Here is a 14,792-nt window from a genome sequence, read left to right on the forward strand (position 1 = left end):
GGCAAGCCGACACCGCAGGCGGGGGATAAACAGCCCCTGCCTGCGGTGGTCCGGCGGTGTTATTCCGCCGCCTGCGGGGCGTCGGATGACCGGTTCAGCCCCTGTAGCCACTGGCTCAGCCGTTCAAAGTACAGGTACAGCACCGGGGTGATGAACAGGGTCAGGGTCTGCGACACCACCAGCCCGCCGACCACCGCCAGCCCCAGCGGGCGGCGCAGTTCTGCCGCCGCCCCGAAGGCGATGGCAATCGGCAGGGTGCCCATCAGGGCGGTCATAGTGGTCATCATGATCGGGCGGAAGCGCAGCAGACAGGCCTGCTCAATCGCCTCACGCGGGGACAGGTTCTGTTCCCGCCGGGCGGCCACCGCAAAATCGATCATCATGATGGCGTTTTTCTTGACGATCCCGATCAGCATCAGCAGGCCGATGATGGCGATGACGCTCAGTTCTTCCTTGAACAGGATCAGCGTTGCCAGCGCCCCCAGACTGGCTGACGGCAACCCGGAGAGAATGGTGATCGGGTGGATGAAGCTTTCATACAGGATCCCCAGCACCACATAGATCACCAGAACGGCGGCGGCCAGCAGCACCCCCTGATTGGACAGGGTCTGCTGGAACACCTGCGCCGTTCCGGCAAAGTTGGTGGTGATGGTCACCGGCATCGCCAGCGCCCGTTCGGCTTCGTGGATCAGGTCCACCGCGTCGCCCAGCGACACGCCGGGGGCAAGGTTGAACGACAGCGTCACCGCCGGCATCTGCCCCTGATGGTTGACCGACAGCGGCCCGACGGTCCGGCGGACGGCGGCGAAGGAATCCAGCGACACCAGCGCCCCGGTGGAGGACCGCACGTAGACCAGCGACAGAGCCGACTCATCCTGCTGATAGCGGGGATCCAGCTCAATCAGCACCGCATAGTCGTTGGACGGGGTATAGATGGTGGCGGCTTCCCGCTGCCCGAAGGCGCTGTAGAGGGTGGAACGCACCTGATCGACGTTGACGCCGAGGCTGGCCGCCTTTTCACGGTTGATGTCGATGTAGACCTGCGGGTTGTTGCGTTCCAGATCCGATGCGACGTCCTGAAGCTGCGGGATCCGCCGCATGGCGTCCTGCAATTTATCCGACCAGTCGTAGAGGTCGTTCAGATCCAGCCCCTGAAGGGTGTACTGATAGGTGTTCTTCGAGGAACGGGCACCGATGCGCAGGTTCTGCACCGGGTTGAGGTAGACGGCGATCCCGGGGATTTTGCCGACCTCCTTCCGCAGGTCCTGAATCACGCTTTCGACCCCGGCGCGTTCGCTGCGGGGCTTCAGGGTGACGAACATACGGCCGGAACTGATGACCGAACTGGCCCCGCCGCCGATGGCCGAGGTCGCGCCCGCCACCGCCGGATGGGCCTGAATGGTGGCGGCCACCAGTTTCTGCTTTTCCACCATGGCGTTGAAGGAAATATCCGGCGCGGCCTCCACCGAGACGGAAAGCTGGCCGATATCCTCGGTCGGAAAGAAGCCTTTCGGCACCTCGCGGAACAGCAGCACCGTGCCGACAACGGTGGCGATCATCACCAGCCCCATCACCGCCATATGGTCCAGCGACCACAGCAGGCCGCGTTTATAGCCGCGCAGCAGGGCATCAAATCCGGCCTCCAGCGCCCGGCCCAGCGGGCCTTCCTGCTCGCCATGTTTTTCCCGGGTCAGAAACCGCGAGCACAGCATCGGCGTCAGGGTCAGCGACACCACCGCCGATACCATGATGGCGATGGTCACCACCACGGCGAATTCGTGGAACACTTTGCCGACCACCCCGCCCATCAGCAGGATCGGGATGAATACGGCGACGAGGGACAGGGTGATGGACAGGATGGTGAAGCCGATTTCCCGCGCCCCCTTGATGGCGGCATCGAACGGTTTCAGCCCTTCCTCAATATAACGGACGATGTTTTCCAGCATGACGATGGCATCGTCGACCACCAGACCGACTGACAGCGTCAGCGCCAGCAGCGAGATGTTATCGACCGAGAAGCCGAGCAGATACATCGCCCCGGCGGTCGCCACCAGCGAGATCGGCACCGCCAGCGTCGGGATCAGGGTGGCCGCCGCCCGCCGCAGAAACAGGAAGATCACCATCACCACCAGCACGATGGTCAGGATCAGGGTGAATTCCACGTCCTCCACCGCTTCACGGATGGAGGTGGAGCGGTCGTTCATCAGATCAATCGATACCGACGGCGGCAACTGGGCGCGGAAGGCGGGCAACTGCTGGCGGACCAGATCCACCACTTCCACCGTATTGGCTTCCGGCTGGCGCTGCACCGCCAGCACAATGGCGCGGGTGCCGTTGTACCAGCTGGCGGTGCGGGCGTTCTCGACACTGTCGAGGACCGAGGCGACATCGCCCAGCCGCACCGGGGCGTTGCCGCGCCAGGCGATGATCAGGTTGCGGAAGGCATCAGCATCGGGCAGCTGCGGGTTGGAGGTCAGGATCATCTGCTGCCGGGCACCGCTGAGGCTGCCGACCGGGGTGTTGGAATTGGCCGAGGCCAGCGCTTTCTGCACATCATCCAGCCCGATGCCGCGCAGGGCCAGCGCATTGGGTTCCACCTGTACCCGCACCGCATATTTCTGCGATCCGTAGACCAGCACCTGCGCCACCCCGGACAGAGTGGCAATGCGTGGCTGCACCACGGTTTCGGCAAAGTCGTTCAGCTGCGACAGCGGCATGGTCTCGGAGCTGAGGGCCAGCAGCACGATGGCGGCATCCGCCGGATTGACCTTGCGGTAGCTGGGGGGCGTCGTCATTTCCGACGGCAGGCGGCGCAGGGTGCGGTTGATCGCCGCCTGCACATCGGCTGCCGCACTGTCGATGTTGCGGTCCAGCACAAACTGGATGGAGATGGAACTGGAGCCGAGGTTGGAGGAGGAGGTGATGCTTTCCACCCCGGCGATGGTGGAGAATTCCCGCTCCAGCACCGTCGCCACAGAGGCGGCCATGGTTTCCGGGCTGGCACCCGGCAGGCTGGCGGAAACGTTGATCACCGGAAAGTCGACGCTGGGCAGGGCGGCGACCGGCAGTTTCTTGTAGGCAAACAGCCCCAGCACCACCACCGCCGCCGACAGCAGCAGGGTCATCACCGGGCGGCGGATACAGAGTTCGGAAACATTCATGGCGGTCAGCTCCCGCTGCCGGTGGCGGCGGCCTTTTTGGTGGCCTCGACCACGGCGCTGCCGGGGATCAGGCGGGAAGCGCCGTCGCGCACCACGCGGTCCCCTTCCTTCACGCCGTCGCTCAGCACCGCCAGACCATCGGTCAGACGGGCGACGGTGACCGGGTGCATCCGGGCCTTGCTGTCGCCGTCGATGACATACACAAACGGCCCCTTCTGGCTGGCCTGTACGGCTTCCACCGGCACGGTCAGGGCATCGGCATCGGTGCGCAGGATGGCGGTGACATCAACAAACTGCCCCGGCCACAGCCGGGTGGTTTCGTTGGCGAATTCGGCCTTGGCCAGCACGGTGCCGCTCTGCTGTTCGACCTGACTGTCGATGAACACCAGCTTGCCCTGTTCCGGCGGAGTGGCGGTATCCCCCGGCACCTGAGCGGCGACACGCACCGCCCCCTGCGCCATGGCCTGCCGCAGGCCGGGCAGATTGCGTTCGGCCACCCGGAAGGAAACCTGTATCGGGCGAAGCTGGGTCAGCGTTACCAGTGGCGTGGAATCCCCGGACCGGACCGAGGCCCCGGGCTTGACCGTCACCTCGCCGGTGCGGGCAGTCATCGGGGCGGTGATTTTGGTGAAGCTAAGGGCGGTACGGGCGCTTTCGATGGCGGCCTGATTGGCTTTGATGGTGCCTTCCAGCGCATTGGCGGTGGCGATGGCGGTATCATACTGCTGGCGGGGGGCCGCATTCTGGCGGACCAGCTCGGCATAGCGGGTGACGTCGCTGCGGCTTTTCTCCAGCTGGGCGCGGTCCCGTTCCAGATTGGCCTCGGCCTGCGCCAGCTGGGCCTTCAGGCTGCGGTCATCCAGCGTGAACAGCAGGTCTCCGGCCTGAACCTCCTGCCCCTCGGTGAAATGCACCTGATCAATCACACTGTCGATGCGGGCGCGGACGGCGACGGTGGCCACTGGCTGGGCAGTGCCGATGGTGGTCAGCTTCAGGTCCACCGGCTGGCGGGTGACCGGGGCCAGAGTCACCGGAACCGGGCGCTTTTCACCGGCCGGTTTTGCCTCCGGGGCGGTGCCCTTGGCGCCCGATCCCCCCTGAGACCACCACACGGCGGCGGCTGCCACGGCCACAAGGGCCACACCGGTCAAGATTGTGCGACGCTGCATCTGCACCCACTCTGCTGTTCTGTGCTGACCGACGCCATCTCGGCCGGTGCGGTCTCTCGCCATGTCCGCAACTGTCAGGGTCCGCGACCGTCAGGCCGGTCAGGCCGCCTGTATTAGAGTCGGACTTTGCAACAAGATGCGCGTTCCGTGGCTGATTGCAACGGTTGACGGCGGTTAAATTTTGCGCACGGCGGTGTTCCACGCTATTTCCTTGTCCGGCTGCCCGAGGGGGTGGTGCGGAGTCTGCGGAACAAGGGACGAGTGCGATGACCGTGCAGGACAGTCAGCTGCTGTGGGATGGGCCGGAGGATGCGGCGGCGGTGGTGATTCTGGCGCACGGTGCCGGGGCACCGATGGACAGTCCGTTCCAGGCGGCGTTGGCCGCCGGATTGGCGGCGCAGGGCCTGCGGGTGGCGCGGTTTGAATTTTCCTACATGGCGCGGCAGCGGGCGGGGGAGGGGAAGCGTCCGCCTGACCGGGAACCGGTGCTGCTCGACCGTTGGCGGGCGGTGTTGGAGCAGGTGCGCTGCGCTTACCCCGGGGTGCCGCTGGTGCTGGCCGGGAAGTCGATGGGGGGCCGCATGGCAACCCTGCTGGCGGCGGAGCACCCGCCGGGAGCGGTGGGGGTGGTGGCACTGGGCTACCCGTTCCATCCGGCGGGAAAGCCGGAGGCGGCGGAAAAGCGCCTGAAGGCCCTGATGGCGCAGCCGCTGCCGATGCTGATTGTGCAGGGCGAGCGGGATGCGCTGGGCGACCGTGCCTTTGTGATGGCGCAGACCCTGCCGCCGCAGATCCGCCTCCACTGGCTGCCCGATGGCGATCATTCCTTCAAGCCGCGCCGCAGCTCCGGCACGACCGAGGCTGCCAACTGGCAGGCGGCGGCGGATGTGGTGGCGGAATTCATCCGGGCTGTCACCGGCAGCTCAGGGACATGATCCGGACCGTTTTTTATCTGACGACATTTGCCTGATGACATTTGCCCGACGACGTTTGTCTGGCTGTTGGTTTTGGTGAAAGCCCCTCGCCGGATGCTGAGGGCTATGGCATAATATCCACGTTATAAATATGGAAATATTACAAACAGTACGGCAATAGCAAACAATGCAAAGGATCCGGCTGTTTTTGGCAGGGACAGCAAAGAGATCCGGCTGATGTCTCAGGATGGGAAGGGGGCTACCCCGTAGGAAGGTTACATGAGCAGTCACAGTGAAATGGGGGGCGGGTCCAACGCGGTGATCAAGCGCAGCGTCCGGATTGCCCGGCATTCGACATCAATCTCGCTGGAAGACAGTTTCTGGGATGCTTTGCGCGATATCGCCATGGCCCGGGGCCTGAGCCTCAATGCCCTGATCGCGGAAATTGACTCGGCCCGGGCCGGGGATGATCCGGGAAACCTGTCCAGCGCAGCCCGGGTTTATGCTCTGCAATGGTTCCGTCAGCAGGCGCAGCCGGTTGCGGCGGGGCCGGTGCCGCGGGGGGCCGGTATCGCCAACGCGGCGCAGGCCCGGGCCTGATAGCCCGGCTGCCGGAAAGCCGCTCGTAAAGCCGGGCGGTCTGTGTTCCGGCTTGGCCCGGCAGGGGGGCAGGGCTATAAACATGGCAACGGCGGGGTGTTCCCGGGGTCTCTCCGGGCACCGCCGGTCTGCCTGTTTCTAGGGTTTTCCGCCATGCCCCGCATTGATTTCTACCATCTGCACCTGTTCCGTCTGGAGCAGGCCTTGCCGCGTCTGCTTGACCGGGTGCTGAAAAGCGGTCAACGGGCCATGGTGCTGGCCGGGTCGGAAGACCGGGTGGAGGATCTGGCCCTGATGCTGTGGGAGGACCGGGCCAGCTGGCTGCCGCATGGCACCAAACGCGATGGCCGTGCCGCCGAGCAGCCGGTATGGCTGACCGATGATCCGCTGGACAATGCCAATGCGGCAACCGTGCTGGTGCTGTGTGACGGCATGGACAGCCCGCTGGCCGACTCGCTGCCCCGGACGCTCGACCTGTTCAATGGCCGGGACGAACCGGCGGTTGAGGCAGCCCGGGGCCGATGGCGACGGCATGATGGGCTGGGGCACTCCCTCTGCTACTGGCAGCAGGAAGACAGTGGCCGTTGGATCGAGAAAATGGCGAAAAATATGGCCCATGAGTCGTAACACCAAAAAAGTGGATTGGCAGTGAACATATCAGATGCGACTGTGGGGCCTGAGCCGTCCTGCGGCTGATTGTTTAACCCGAGGGCAGAAGCTGGGGTTTGCCGTGGCACCAAAATTTACGTACGAGGTCAAGGTTTCCCGCGAGAAACGCTGGATCGTTGACCGTATTTTCATGACTGAGAGCGAAGCGCTCCAGCATGCCGAAAAGCTGGTGAAGACCAATGCCGCCGATGCGGTGCGGGTCGAAAAGGAACGGGAGCGCCACGACGGCACCTATTCCAGCACCGTGATCTTTGACCGCACCTGTGACGGTAAGCGCAACATACAGGTTGCGATCGTCGCCATTGAATCGGCCCCGCCCTGTGCCGGGCCGGATGAACTTTATGGTCTGGATGCCCGCCTGACGATGTGGCGGATCCTGCGCAAGTATTTCGACAACGTCACCCTCAGCCCGTCAGAGATTCTGTACAACTATAATGCTCTGGCCAAGCTGATGGACAATGACCCGCCGGTCTATCCGGCGGCGGTTGACAAGATTGCCTCGCTACAGGCTCCGGCGCTGAATGTTGACAGCCGGGTCCGCCGGGATGAGCTGTATAAGTGGATGGACGAGATTGCCCGCCGTGCCCGCAGCGCGGAGAAGGAAAAGCGTCTGTTCAAGGAAAGCCTGAAGGATTACGGCGCTCTGGCCGAAATGGCCACCCTGATCAGCGGTGGCGGCGAGGAGCGGGACCATCTGATCCGCTGCGCCATCGCGCGGGAGCTGTACACCAACCGCAACTGGCTTTCCAAGCTGGAGATTTTGCTGTCGGCGGTTGCTCCGGGCATGAGCCATGAAGATCTGGCGATCATCGACGGTTTTGTGGCGGATATCCTTGGGTCCGCGCAGGTGATTCAGGAAATCATCGGCAGCCGGTCGACGCTGTTCAACGCCCTGATGGGGCTGATTGACCTGATGGAAGGCCGCGAGGAAGACTATCCGCCGAAGGATATGCCGGAAGTGGCGCAGGTGCTGCGGCGGATGATTGCCGATGGCAGCCTGCCGTCGGGCAGCAACGTTCTGCTGGACCGGATCAAGGCCCAGATCAGCAGCAAGCAGCCGCTCAACCGGGTCAATCCGGATAAGGAGCAGGAATCCTTTGTCACGCTGATGTCCCGCCTGTCCGGGGTCAAGGGGTTCCGGGGCGGGCCGGAAATGGCCGAGGTGCTGACCGGGCGCTGTAGCCTTCAGTTCAAGGAAGGTGGCGTGACCGGCCGCAAGCTGGCGGTCGGGGCGATGATCAATATGATCCGCGATCCGCTCCAGAAGATCCGCTACATGATCTCGATCTCTGAGACGGAAACCGGGGTGGTCTGCGCCGATGTGGTGCACAAGGCGATCCACCAGCTGAAAGATGCCATGACGGACATCAACAAGCTGGTGCCGGGCAACCTGTCGGCGACCCGCCGCCTGATGGCGGTGACGGAGATTCAGAAGGCGCTGATGGAGTCGGTCCTGACCGACAGTGTCCGTGATCAGCTGGTTGGCATGCTGGATGAGGTTCTGGTGACTTTCATCGAGCGGGAAGGCTTCATTGACCGTCTGGATGATCCGGAACTGGGGCTGCGGGAGCGGTCGGTCCGGCTGATCAAGTTCTGTTCGTCCGGTCTTCTGCTGGAAGGACGGGCGCTGGAACTGGCCCGGCAGCGCATTGCCGCCCATCTGCGGCAGCCGAATTTTGTTCAGCATTATGTGGAAGGTTGCCAGACGCAGGCCGAGGCGGATGAGATTCTGCGGGACCTGCATAAGCAACTGGCGATGGCCGGATTCCGCGGGTAAGCCTCGCTGGAATTTTCGTTTATTCTCCTTTCCGTATCCCACACTCTGCCGGGTGGCAGAATGTGGGATCCGGCAATAAAATTCATCAAGGTGTCGCAAGGGGGACGTGCGCGCGGATGCTATGCAGGCGGTCAAATTCGCCTGCGTGGTTCCCGTGGGCGTATGGCAACCCGGGCAGGCTGTGCCCTCCTCTATGGTGACCCCGATGAAGCAGAAAAAGCTTTCTGTTTACCTTGCCACTCTGGTCGCGGTGATGGCGGTCGGCACCGTCGCCACCTCAGCCTTCGGTCTGTACCTGAAGCGGGAACAGATGATCGGCGACCGTGTCGCCAGCGTCCGCCACATCGCCGACGGAACGGCAGAGATGATCCGCAGGGCTGCCACCGGCGGGGACGCCAGAACGGTTCAGCAGGCCCTGAAGGAAACCCTGCGAAACTTCCGGTTTGATAACGGCAACTACATTTTTCTGATCGACTATGACCATTGCATGATCCTTGATCCTGCCGATCCGGCCGGGGAAGGGGAGTGCAAGCCGAACTCCGAGGTCCGGAAAAAACTGGTGGCCGCCGGTGTTGCCGGCGGCGGGACGGTGTTCTACCGGACCAAGCGCGATGGGCAGGAGGTCCCGAAGGTGGCCTATGTCGCGCAGGTGCCGCAGTGGCGGTGGACTGTCGGCGTCGGGGCCTATCTGGATGACATCAACCGTGACTTTCTGGTTGGCCTGCTGATTGAGGTGGCGGCCATCGGGGCCGTTATTGTGCTCGGCGGTCTGGCGGCATGGGGGATTTCCCGCCGGGTGCATGCCGATGTGGCCGATCTGTCAGGGGAGATGGACCGGCTGGCCGGGGGTGACCTGACGGAAGGCCGCCAGCGGGCCCTGTCGGTGCGGGAAATCAGCGGCATGGCCGACAGCCTCGGGCATCTGCGGCGGCAGCTTCAGGCCGCCCGGGCGCTGGAAGAGGAAAAGCAGCGGCGGCAGGAACAGGATCTGGCCCGTATGCAGCGGCAGACGGTGCTGACGGCTGAGTTTGACCGCCGGATGTCGGGGATGCTGGCGGTGCTGTCCGACAGCGTCACCCGCGCCGGAAAGGCGGTGACGGAACTGCGCGATGTTGCTGACCTGACCGGGCGCCAGAGCACGCAGGTCAGCACGGCGGCGGATACCTCGACCCAGAATGTGCAGGCGGTGGCCAGCGCGGCGGAGGAACTGGGGGCCTCGGTGCAGGAAATCACCCGGCAGGTCAGTGATTCCAGCCGCATTACGGCCGAGGCGGTGGCCGGGATCGAACGGGCGGAGCATGTGGTCAGCGGGCTGGCGGAGAGCGCGGCGCGGATCGGGGAGGTGGTCGGGATGATCACCGACATTGCCAGCCAGACCAACCTGCTGGCCCTGAATGCCACCATCGAGGCGGCGCGGGCCGGAGAGGCCGGAAAGGGCTTCGCCGTGGTGGCGAATGAAGTGAAGACACTGGCGTCCCAGACCGCCCGGGCGACGGCGGAAATTGCCGGGCAGGTGCAGGCGGTACAGGCCGCGACACTGGACAGCCGGGCGGCAATTCAGGATGTTGTGGAAACGATCCGCCGGGTCAACGCGGTGATCTCCGGCATTGCTGCCGCTGCCGAACAGCAGAGCGCGGCGACATCGGAAATCGCCCGCAGCGTCCAGAGTGCGGCGGATGGCAACCGGTCGGTGTCTGACAGTATTGCCGATGTGGCCGCTGCCGCTGGCCGGACCACCGGCAGCGCATCGGAACTGGCCGAGGTGACGGAGGCGCTGGAGCAGGAAGCCCGGTCTCTGCGCAGCAATGTGGAAACCTTTCTGGCGGATATGCGGACAGCATGAGGATAACGGTGTGGGGGTGCGGGATGGTTCTGGTGGCCGGTCTGTCCGGCCCGGCGCAGGCCTGTGCGGTGGCGCTGGATACCGGCCATTCCCGCGACCGGATGGGGGCCACCAGTGCCCGTGGGGCCGGGGAGTGGTTCTTCAACCGCGCACTGACCGAGACCATAGCTGCCGCCCTGACCGCACAGGGGGTGAGGGCCGTTCTGATCAATCCGGAGGGCGGGCCGATTGGCCTGACGGAGCGGACGCAGCAGGCCGCCGCCCTTGGGGCGGACCTGTTCCTGTCCGTGCATCATGATTCGGTGCAGCCGCAGTACCTGACCCCGTGGCAGGTGAACGGAAAAGCGTTGGCTTATTCCGACCGCTTCGCCGGGTTCGGGGTGTTCGTTTCCGGCCGCAACCGTGCCTTCGCCGCCAGTCAGCGGTTTGCCGCCGGGCTGGCCGATGCCCTGATGGCGGTGCGTCTGCGGCCCAGCCTGCACCATGCCGAGCCGATTGCCGGGGAAAACCGTCCGCTGCTGGATGCCCGGCGCGGGCTGTATCAGTACGATGGTCTGGTGGTGCTGCATTCCGCCCCGATGCCTGCCGTGCTGCTGGAGGCGGCGGTGATCGTCAACCGGGCCGAAGAACAGACGGCCACCACGCCGGAATTCCGGCAGCGGGTGGCCGGGGCGGTGACGCAGGCCGTCACCGCCTTCTGCCGGTCCCCTTGAAGGCCGGTCCCTTAAACCCGGGGGCCTGTGTCCGTCAGGCCGGTCTGGTGGACTGAATCAGGGCCTTGTACCAGTCATAGGAGGACTTCGGCGTCCGGGTCTGGGTGGTGTGGTCAACATGCACCAGCCCGAAGCGCGGGCCGTAGCCGCTGCCCCATTCAAAGGCATCCAGCAGCGACCACACGAAGTAGCCGCGCACATCGACCCCGGCATCCAGTGCCTCGGCCATTTTGGCGGTATAAAGCTCCAGATACTTGATGCGGCGGGGGTCTTCGACCCGGCCCTCGGCATTGACCGCATCGTCCCCGGCGCAGCCGTTTTCGGTCACCACCACCGGCAGTTTATAGCGGCGATGCAGCTCCAGCAGTTCATCCCGGAAGGCATCCGGCCAGACCGGCCAGCCGATGCCATGGTCCGGCGAGTCCGGCGGGGAGTCGCCCCAGCCGAAGCCCCAGGTGCTGTTGAGGTCTTCCTTGGCGAAGATCGGGCCGTAGTGGTTGAGGCCGAAGAAATCGACCGGGCGGCAGATCTGCGCCATGTCGCCACCCTGAATGTAGGGCTCCATGTCGCGGGCGATCAGCGGCGGGTAGTGGCCGAGGATCTGCGGGTCGGGGAAGGCAAGGTTCCAGTGTTCGTTCAGCAGGGCGGCGGCGCGGCGGTCGGCCTCGGTCTCCTTTTCCGGCCACACGGCCTGACGGTTGTGGACCGCGCCGATCACCGCACCCTTCACATGGCTGCGCAGCACATCCACGCCCTTGCCGTGGGCAAGGTTGACGTGATGGATCGCCCGCAGGTGGGTGGCGCGGTCGGTGATGCCTGGGGCGGCCCAGTCAATGGCGTAGCCGAACAGGGTGAAGACGGAAAATTCGTTGAAGGTGATCCACTTTTTCACCCGGTCGCCGTAGCGGCGGGCGCACAGGGTGGCGTAATCGGCAAACCATCCGGCGCAGTCGCGCTGCGCCCAGCCCCCAAGATTATGCAGGCCCTGCGGCAGATCCCAGTGGTACAGGCAGGCCCATGGTTCGATCCCGGCTTCCAGAAGGCTGTCAATCAGGCGGTCGTAAAAGTCGAGGCCCGCCTCATTCACAAAGGTCCGTCCGGTCGGCAGGATGCGCGGCCACGCCAGCGAAAAGCGGTAGGCATCCACCCCCAGCCCCTTCATCAGGGCGATGTCTTCGGGGTAGCGGTGGTAATGGTCACAGGCGGTTTCGCCGCTTTCGTTTTTGTAGACCTTGTCCTTGGTGATGGCGCGGATATCCCAGATGCTGGGGCCGCGCCCGTCTTCGTGCGCGGCCCCTTCGATCTGGTAAGCGGAGGTGGAGACCCCCCAGGTAAAGTTTTCCCGCCAGCCGTTTTTGGGGAGTGCGCCGCTCATCGTTGCCTCTTCACACTGTTCCTGTGGTCTGAAACCACTGTGAAACGAGGCGGTTACGGCGTCAAGAGATGCTCCGTCAGCGCAGGGCGGCGGCGTGGTGTTTCAGGTGGTCGTCGATGAAGGAGGCGATGAAGTAATAGCTGTGGTCATAGCCCGGCTGCATCCGCAGGGTCAGCGGATAACCGGCAGCCTCAGCGGCCTGCGTCAGCAGATGCGGCTTCAGCTGGGTGATCAGGAAGCTGTCGGCGTCGCCCTGATCGACCAGCAGCGGCAGTTTTTCCGTCGCCGACTGGATCAGCGCGGCGGAGTCCCAGTCTTTCCAGCCGGAGCGGTCGGCCCCCAGCAGGTGCCCCAGGGCCTTCTCGCCCCACGGGCAGCTCAGCGGGCTGGCAATCGGGGCGAAGGCTGAGACCGAGGCGTAGCGCCCGGGATTGCGCAGGGCGCAGACAATGGCGCCGTGGCCGCCCATGGAATGGCCGGAAATCCCCCGGCGGTCGGTGACGGGGAAGGTGGCCTCAATCAGGTCCGGCAGTTCGCGGGTGACATAGTCGTGCATCCGGTAATGCCGGGCCCATGGCTCCTGCGTGGCATCAACGTAAAATCCGGCCCCATGGCCGAAGTCCCAGTGCTTTTCCGGGTCGGCGGGCACATGGTCGCCGCGCGGGCTGGTGTCGGGGCAGACGATGGTAATCCCCAGTTCCGCCGCCAGTTTCTGCGCCCCGGCCTTCTGCATGAAGTTTTCGTCGGTGCAGGTCAGGCCGGACAGCCAGTACAGCACCGGCACCCTGCCAGTTTCTGCCTGTGGTGGCAGGAAGACGGCGAACACCATGTCGCAGCCAAGGGTGCGGGAGGTGTGGCGATACCGTTTATGCCAGCCGCCGAAGCTGCGGTTGGTGGAAACGATGGTCAGGTCAGCGGTCATGCCGGGCGGGCTCCGTCAGAAGGAGAACAGGACAACGCCGCCGCCCCGGGGGGGGCAGGGCGGCGGCGTTGTGGTCATCAGTACAGGATCACCGAGCGGATGCTCTTGCCTTCGTGCATCAGGTCGAAGGCGGTGTTGATGTCCTCCAGCCCCATGGTGTGGGTGATGAAGGTGTCCAGCTCGAAATCACCGCGCATGTACTGCTCGACGATGCCCGGCAGTTCCGACCGGCCACGCACGCCGCCGAAGGCGGAGCCACGCCAGACCCGGCCGGTGACAAGCTGGAACGGGCGGGTGCTGATTTCCTGCCCGGCCCCGGCGACGCCGATGATCACGGACTCGCCCCAGCCTTTGTGGCAGCATTCCAGCGCCGACCGCATGACGTTGACGTTGCCGATGCACTCGAAGGAGTAATCGACGCCGCCGTCGGTCATATCGACCAGAACCTCCTGAATCGGACGGTCGAAATCACGCGGATTGACGCAGTCGGTGGCCCCCAGCTTGCGGGCGATGTCGAACTTGTCGGGGTTGATGTCGATGCCGATGATGCGCGAGGCCTTGGCCATCACCGCGCCGATGATCGCCGACAGACCGATGCCGCCGAGACCGAAAATGGCGACGGTGGCACCGGGTTCGACCTTGGCGGTCTTCAGCACCGCGCCCATGCCGGTGGTGACACCACAGCCGAGCAGACAGATCTTTTCCAGCGGGGCGTCCTTGTTGACCTTCGCCAGCGCGATTTCCGGCAGCACGGTGTATTCGGAGAAGGTCGAGGTGCCCATGTAGTGGAACAGCTGCTTGCCCCGGGCGGTGAAGCGGGTGGTGCCATCGGGCATCAGGCCCTTGCCCTGCGTGGCGCGGATCGCCTGACAGAGGTTGGTCTTGCCGGACAGGCAGAATTTGCACTTGCCGCATTCCGGGGTGTAGAGCGGGATCACATGGTCGCCGACGCTGACGGAGGTAACCCCCGGCCCGACCGCTTCGACCACGCCCGCGCCTTCATGGCCGAGAATGGCGGGGAAGATCCCTTCCGGATCATCGCCGGAGAGGGTGAATGCATCGGTATGGCAGACCCCGGTGGCGACGATGCGGACCAGAACTTCCCCCTGCTGCGGCGGGGCGACGTCGATCTCTTCGATTTCCAGCGGCTTGCCGGCGGCCCAGGCAACAGCGGCACGGGATTTGATCATGGCGGGGAGACTCCGGTGAAAACAAGGTCATGCAGAGTAACAAAGGGGACTGGATTGGATAATCCGGTGATTTGTGCAAGGATTGTTGCAAATAGGGGATAATCGGATGCCCCCGCCCGGCGTGTGAGGGGCAGATAACGGAAGCCCGGCGAGCAGGGCTGACTGGGCCATTGAGGCCCCGCGCGACCATTCGCGCGTAAGCCAAGGGCGCGGACGCGCCCGCCCGGCGTCTGAGGGGGAGATAACGGAAGCCCGGCGAGCAGGGCTGACTGGGCCATTGAGGCCCCGCGCGACCATTCGCGCGTAAGCCAAGGGCGCGGACGCGCCCGCCCGGTGTCCGAGGGGGAGATAACGGAAGCCCGGCGAGCCGGGCTGACTGGGCCATTGAGGCCCCGCGCGACCATTCGCGCGTAAGCCAAGGGGGCGGATGCCCCCGCCCGGCGTGTGAGGGGGCAGAGA

General features: G+C 64.7%; 11 protein-coding genes. 6 read left to right on the forward strand and 5 right to left on the reverse strand.

The features are described 5' to 3' along the window. Positions 1-59 precede the first annotated feature (59 nt). Both FHS48_RS11630 and FHS48_RS11635 read right to left on the reverse strand, forming a co-directional pair. Positions 60-3,161, reverse strand: coding sequence for an efflux RND transporter permease subunit (locus FHS48_RS11630; protein WP_184263727.1), 3,102 nt, complete (start codon positions 3,159-3,161; stop codon positions 60-62). A gap of 5 nt (positions 3,162-3,166) precedes the next feature. Next, positions 3,167-4,330 carry an efflux RND transporter periplasmic adaptor subunit gene (locus FHS48_RS11635; RefSeq protein WP_260402447.1) on the reverse strand — a complete coding sequence of 388 codons (1,164 nt, stop codon included), beginning with the start codon at positions 4,328-4,330 and terminating at the stop codon, positions 3,167-3,169. A gap of 266 nt (positions 4,331-4,596) precedes the next feature. Between FHS48_RS11635 and FHS48_RS11640 the strand changes: the two genes are divergently transcribed. The 6 genes from FHS48_RS11640 to FHS48_RS11665 all read left to right on the forward strand — a co-directional run bounded on the left by FHS48_RS11640 (position 4,597) and on the right by FHS48_RS11665 (position 10,846). Beyond that, a complete protein-coding gene (locus tag FHS48_RS11640; RefSeq protein WP_184263729.1) occupies positions 4,597-5,265 on the forward strand; it encodes an alpha/beta fold hydrolase in 669 nt (222 codons plus the stop codon). Positions 5,266-5,523: 258 nt separating this feature from the next. Next, positions 5,524-5,844, forward strand: coding sequence for a ribbon-helix-helix domain-containing protein (locus FHS48_RS11645; protein ID WP_311769128.1), 321 nt, complete (start codon positions 5,524-5,526; stop codon positions 5,842-5,844). A gap of 153 nt (positions 5,845-5,997) precedes the next feature. Beyond that, positions 5,998-6,471, forward strand: coding sequence for a DNA polymerase III subunit chi (locus FHS48_RS11650; protein WP_184263730.1), 474 nt, complete (start codon positions 5,998-6,000; stop codon positions 6,469-6,471). A gap of 103 nt (positions 6,472-6,574) precedes the next feature. Then, positions 6,575-8,290 carry a hypothetical protein gene (locus FHS48_RS11655; protein WP_184263731.1) on the forward strand — a complete coding sequence of 572 codons (1,716 nt, stop codon included), beginning with the start codon at positions 6,575-6,577 and terminating at the stop codon, positions 8,288-8,290. A 205-nt stretch (positions 8,291-8,495) separates the two neighbouring features. Continuing rightward, positions 8,496-10,133: a methyl-accepting chemotaxis protein gene (locus tag FHS48_RS11660; protein WP_184263732.1), complete on the forward strand. Its 1,638-nt coding sequence runs from the start codon at positions 8,496-8,498 to the stop codon at positions 10,131-10,133. Continuing rightward, entirely contained in the window at positions 10,130-10,846 is a 717-nt protein-coding gene (locus FHS48_RS11665) for an N-acetylmuramoyl-L-alanine amidase (protein ID WP_184263733.1), read from the forward strand. Before FHS48_RS11660 ends, FHS48_RS11665 begins: the two co-directional genes overlap by 4 nt. A 34-nt stretch (positions 10,847-10,880) precedes the next feature. On the opposite strand, the gene FHS48_RS11670 is transcribed toward FHS48_RS11665, so the two are convergent. From FHS48_RS11670 to FHS48_RS11680, 3 genes are all read right to left on the reverse strand, one after another. Beyond that, on the reverse strand, positions 10,881-12,221 hold the full coding sequence (locus tag FHS48_RS11670; protein ID WP_184263734.1) for a GH1 family beta-glucosidase: 1,341 nt from the start codon (positions 12,219-12,221) through the stop codon (positions 10,881-10,883). Between the two features lie 76 nt (positions 12,222-12,297). Further along, complete coding sequence (gene fghA, locus FHS48_RS11675) at positions 12,298-13,143, reverse strand: S-formylglutathione hydrolase (RefSeq protein ID WP_311769129.1); 846 nt, start codon at positions 13,141-13,143, stop codon at positions 12,298-12,300. A gap of 77 nt (positions 13,144-13,220) precedes the next feature. After that, positions 13,221-14,330, reverse strand: coding sequence for an S-(hydroxymethyl)glutathione dehydrogenase/class III alcohol dehydrogenase (locus FHS48_RS11680; RefSeq protein ID WP_184263831.1), 1,110 nt, complete (start codon positions 14,328-14,330; stop codon positions 13,221-13,223). Positions 14,331-14,792: the final 462 nt, after the last annotated feature.

Origin of the sequence: Novispirillum itersonii (genome assembly GCF_014205675.1) — a bacterium.
Taxonomy (GTDB): Bacteria; Pseudomonadota; Alphaproteobacteria; order Rhodospirillales; family Rhodospirillaceae; genus Novispirillum; species Novispirillum itersonii_A.

What these genes read in the sequence shown, in the direction of transcription:
- FHS48_RS11630 (WP_184263727.1), bottom strand. Translation starts at nt 3,161, where the DNA reads ATGAATGTTTCCGAACTCTGTATCCGCCGCCCGGTGATGACCCTGCTG.
- FHS48_RS11635 (WP_260402447.1), bottom strand. Translation starts at nt 4,330, where the DNA reads ATGCAGCGTCGCACAATCTTGACCGGTGTGGCCCTTGTGGCCGTGGCA.
- FHS48_RS11640 (WP_184263729.1), top strand. Translation starts at nt 4,597, where the DNA reads ATGACCGTGCAGGACAGTCAGCTGCTGTGGGATGGGCCGGAGGATGCG.
- FHS48_RS11645 (WP_311769128.1), top strand. Translation starts at nt 5,524, where the DNA reads ATGAGCAGTCACAGTGAAATGGGGGGCGGGTCCAACGCGGTGATCAAG.
- FHS48_RS11650 (WP_184263730.1), top strand. Translation starts at nt 5,998, where the DNA reads ATGCCCCGCATTGATTTCTACCATCTGCACCTGTTCCGTCTGGAGCAG.
- FHS48_RS11660 (WP_184263732.1), top strand. Translation starts at nt 8,496, where the DNA reads ATGAAGCAGAAAAAGCTTTCTGTTTACCTTGCCACTCTGGTCGCGGTG.
- FHS48_RS11665 (WP_184263733.1), top strand. Translation starts at nt 10,130, where the DNA reads ATGAGGATAACGGTGTGGGGGTGCGGGATGGTTCTGGTGGCCGGTCTG.
- FHS48_RS11670 (WP_184263734.1), bottom strand. Translation starts at nt 12,221, where the DNA reads ATGAGCGGCGCACTCCCCAAAAACGGCTGGCGGGAAAACTTTACCTGG.
- fghA (WP_311769129.1), bottom strand. Translation starts at nt 13,143, where the DNA reads ATGACCGCTGACCTGACCATCGTTTCCACCAACCGCAGCTTCGGCGGC.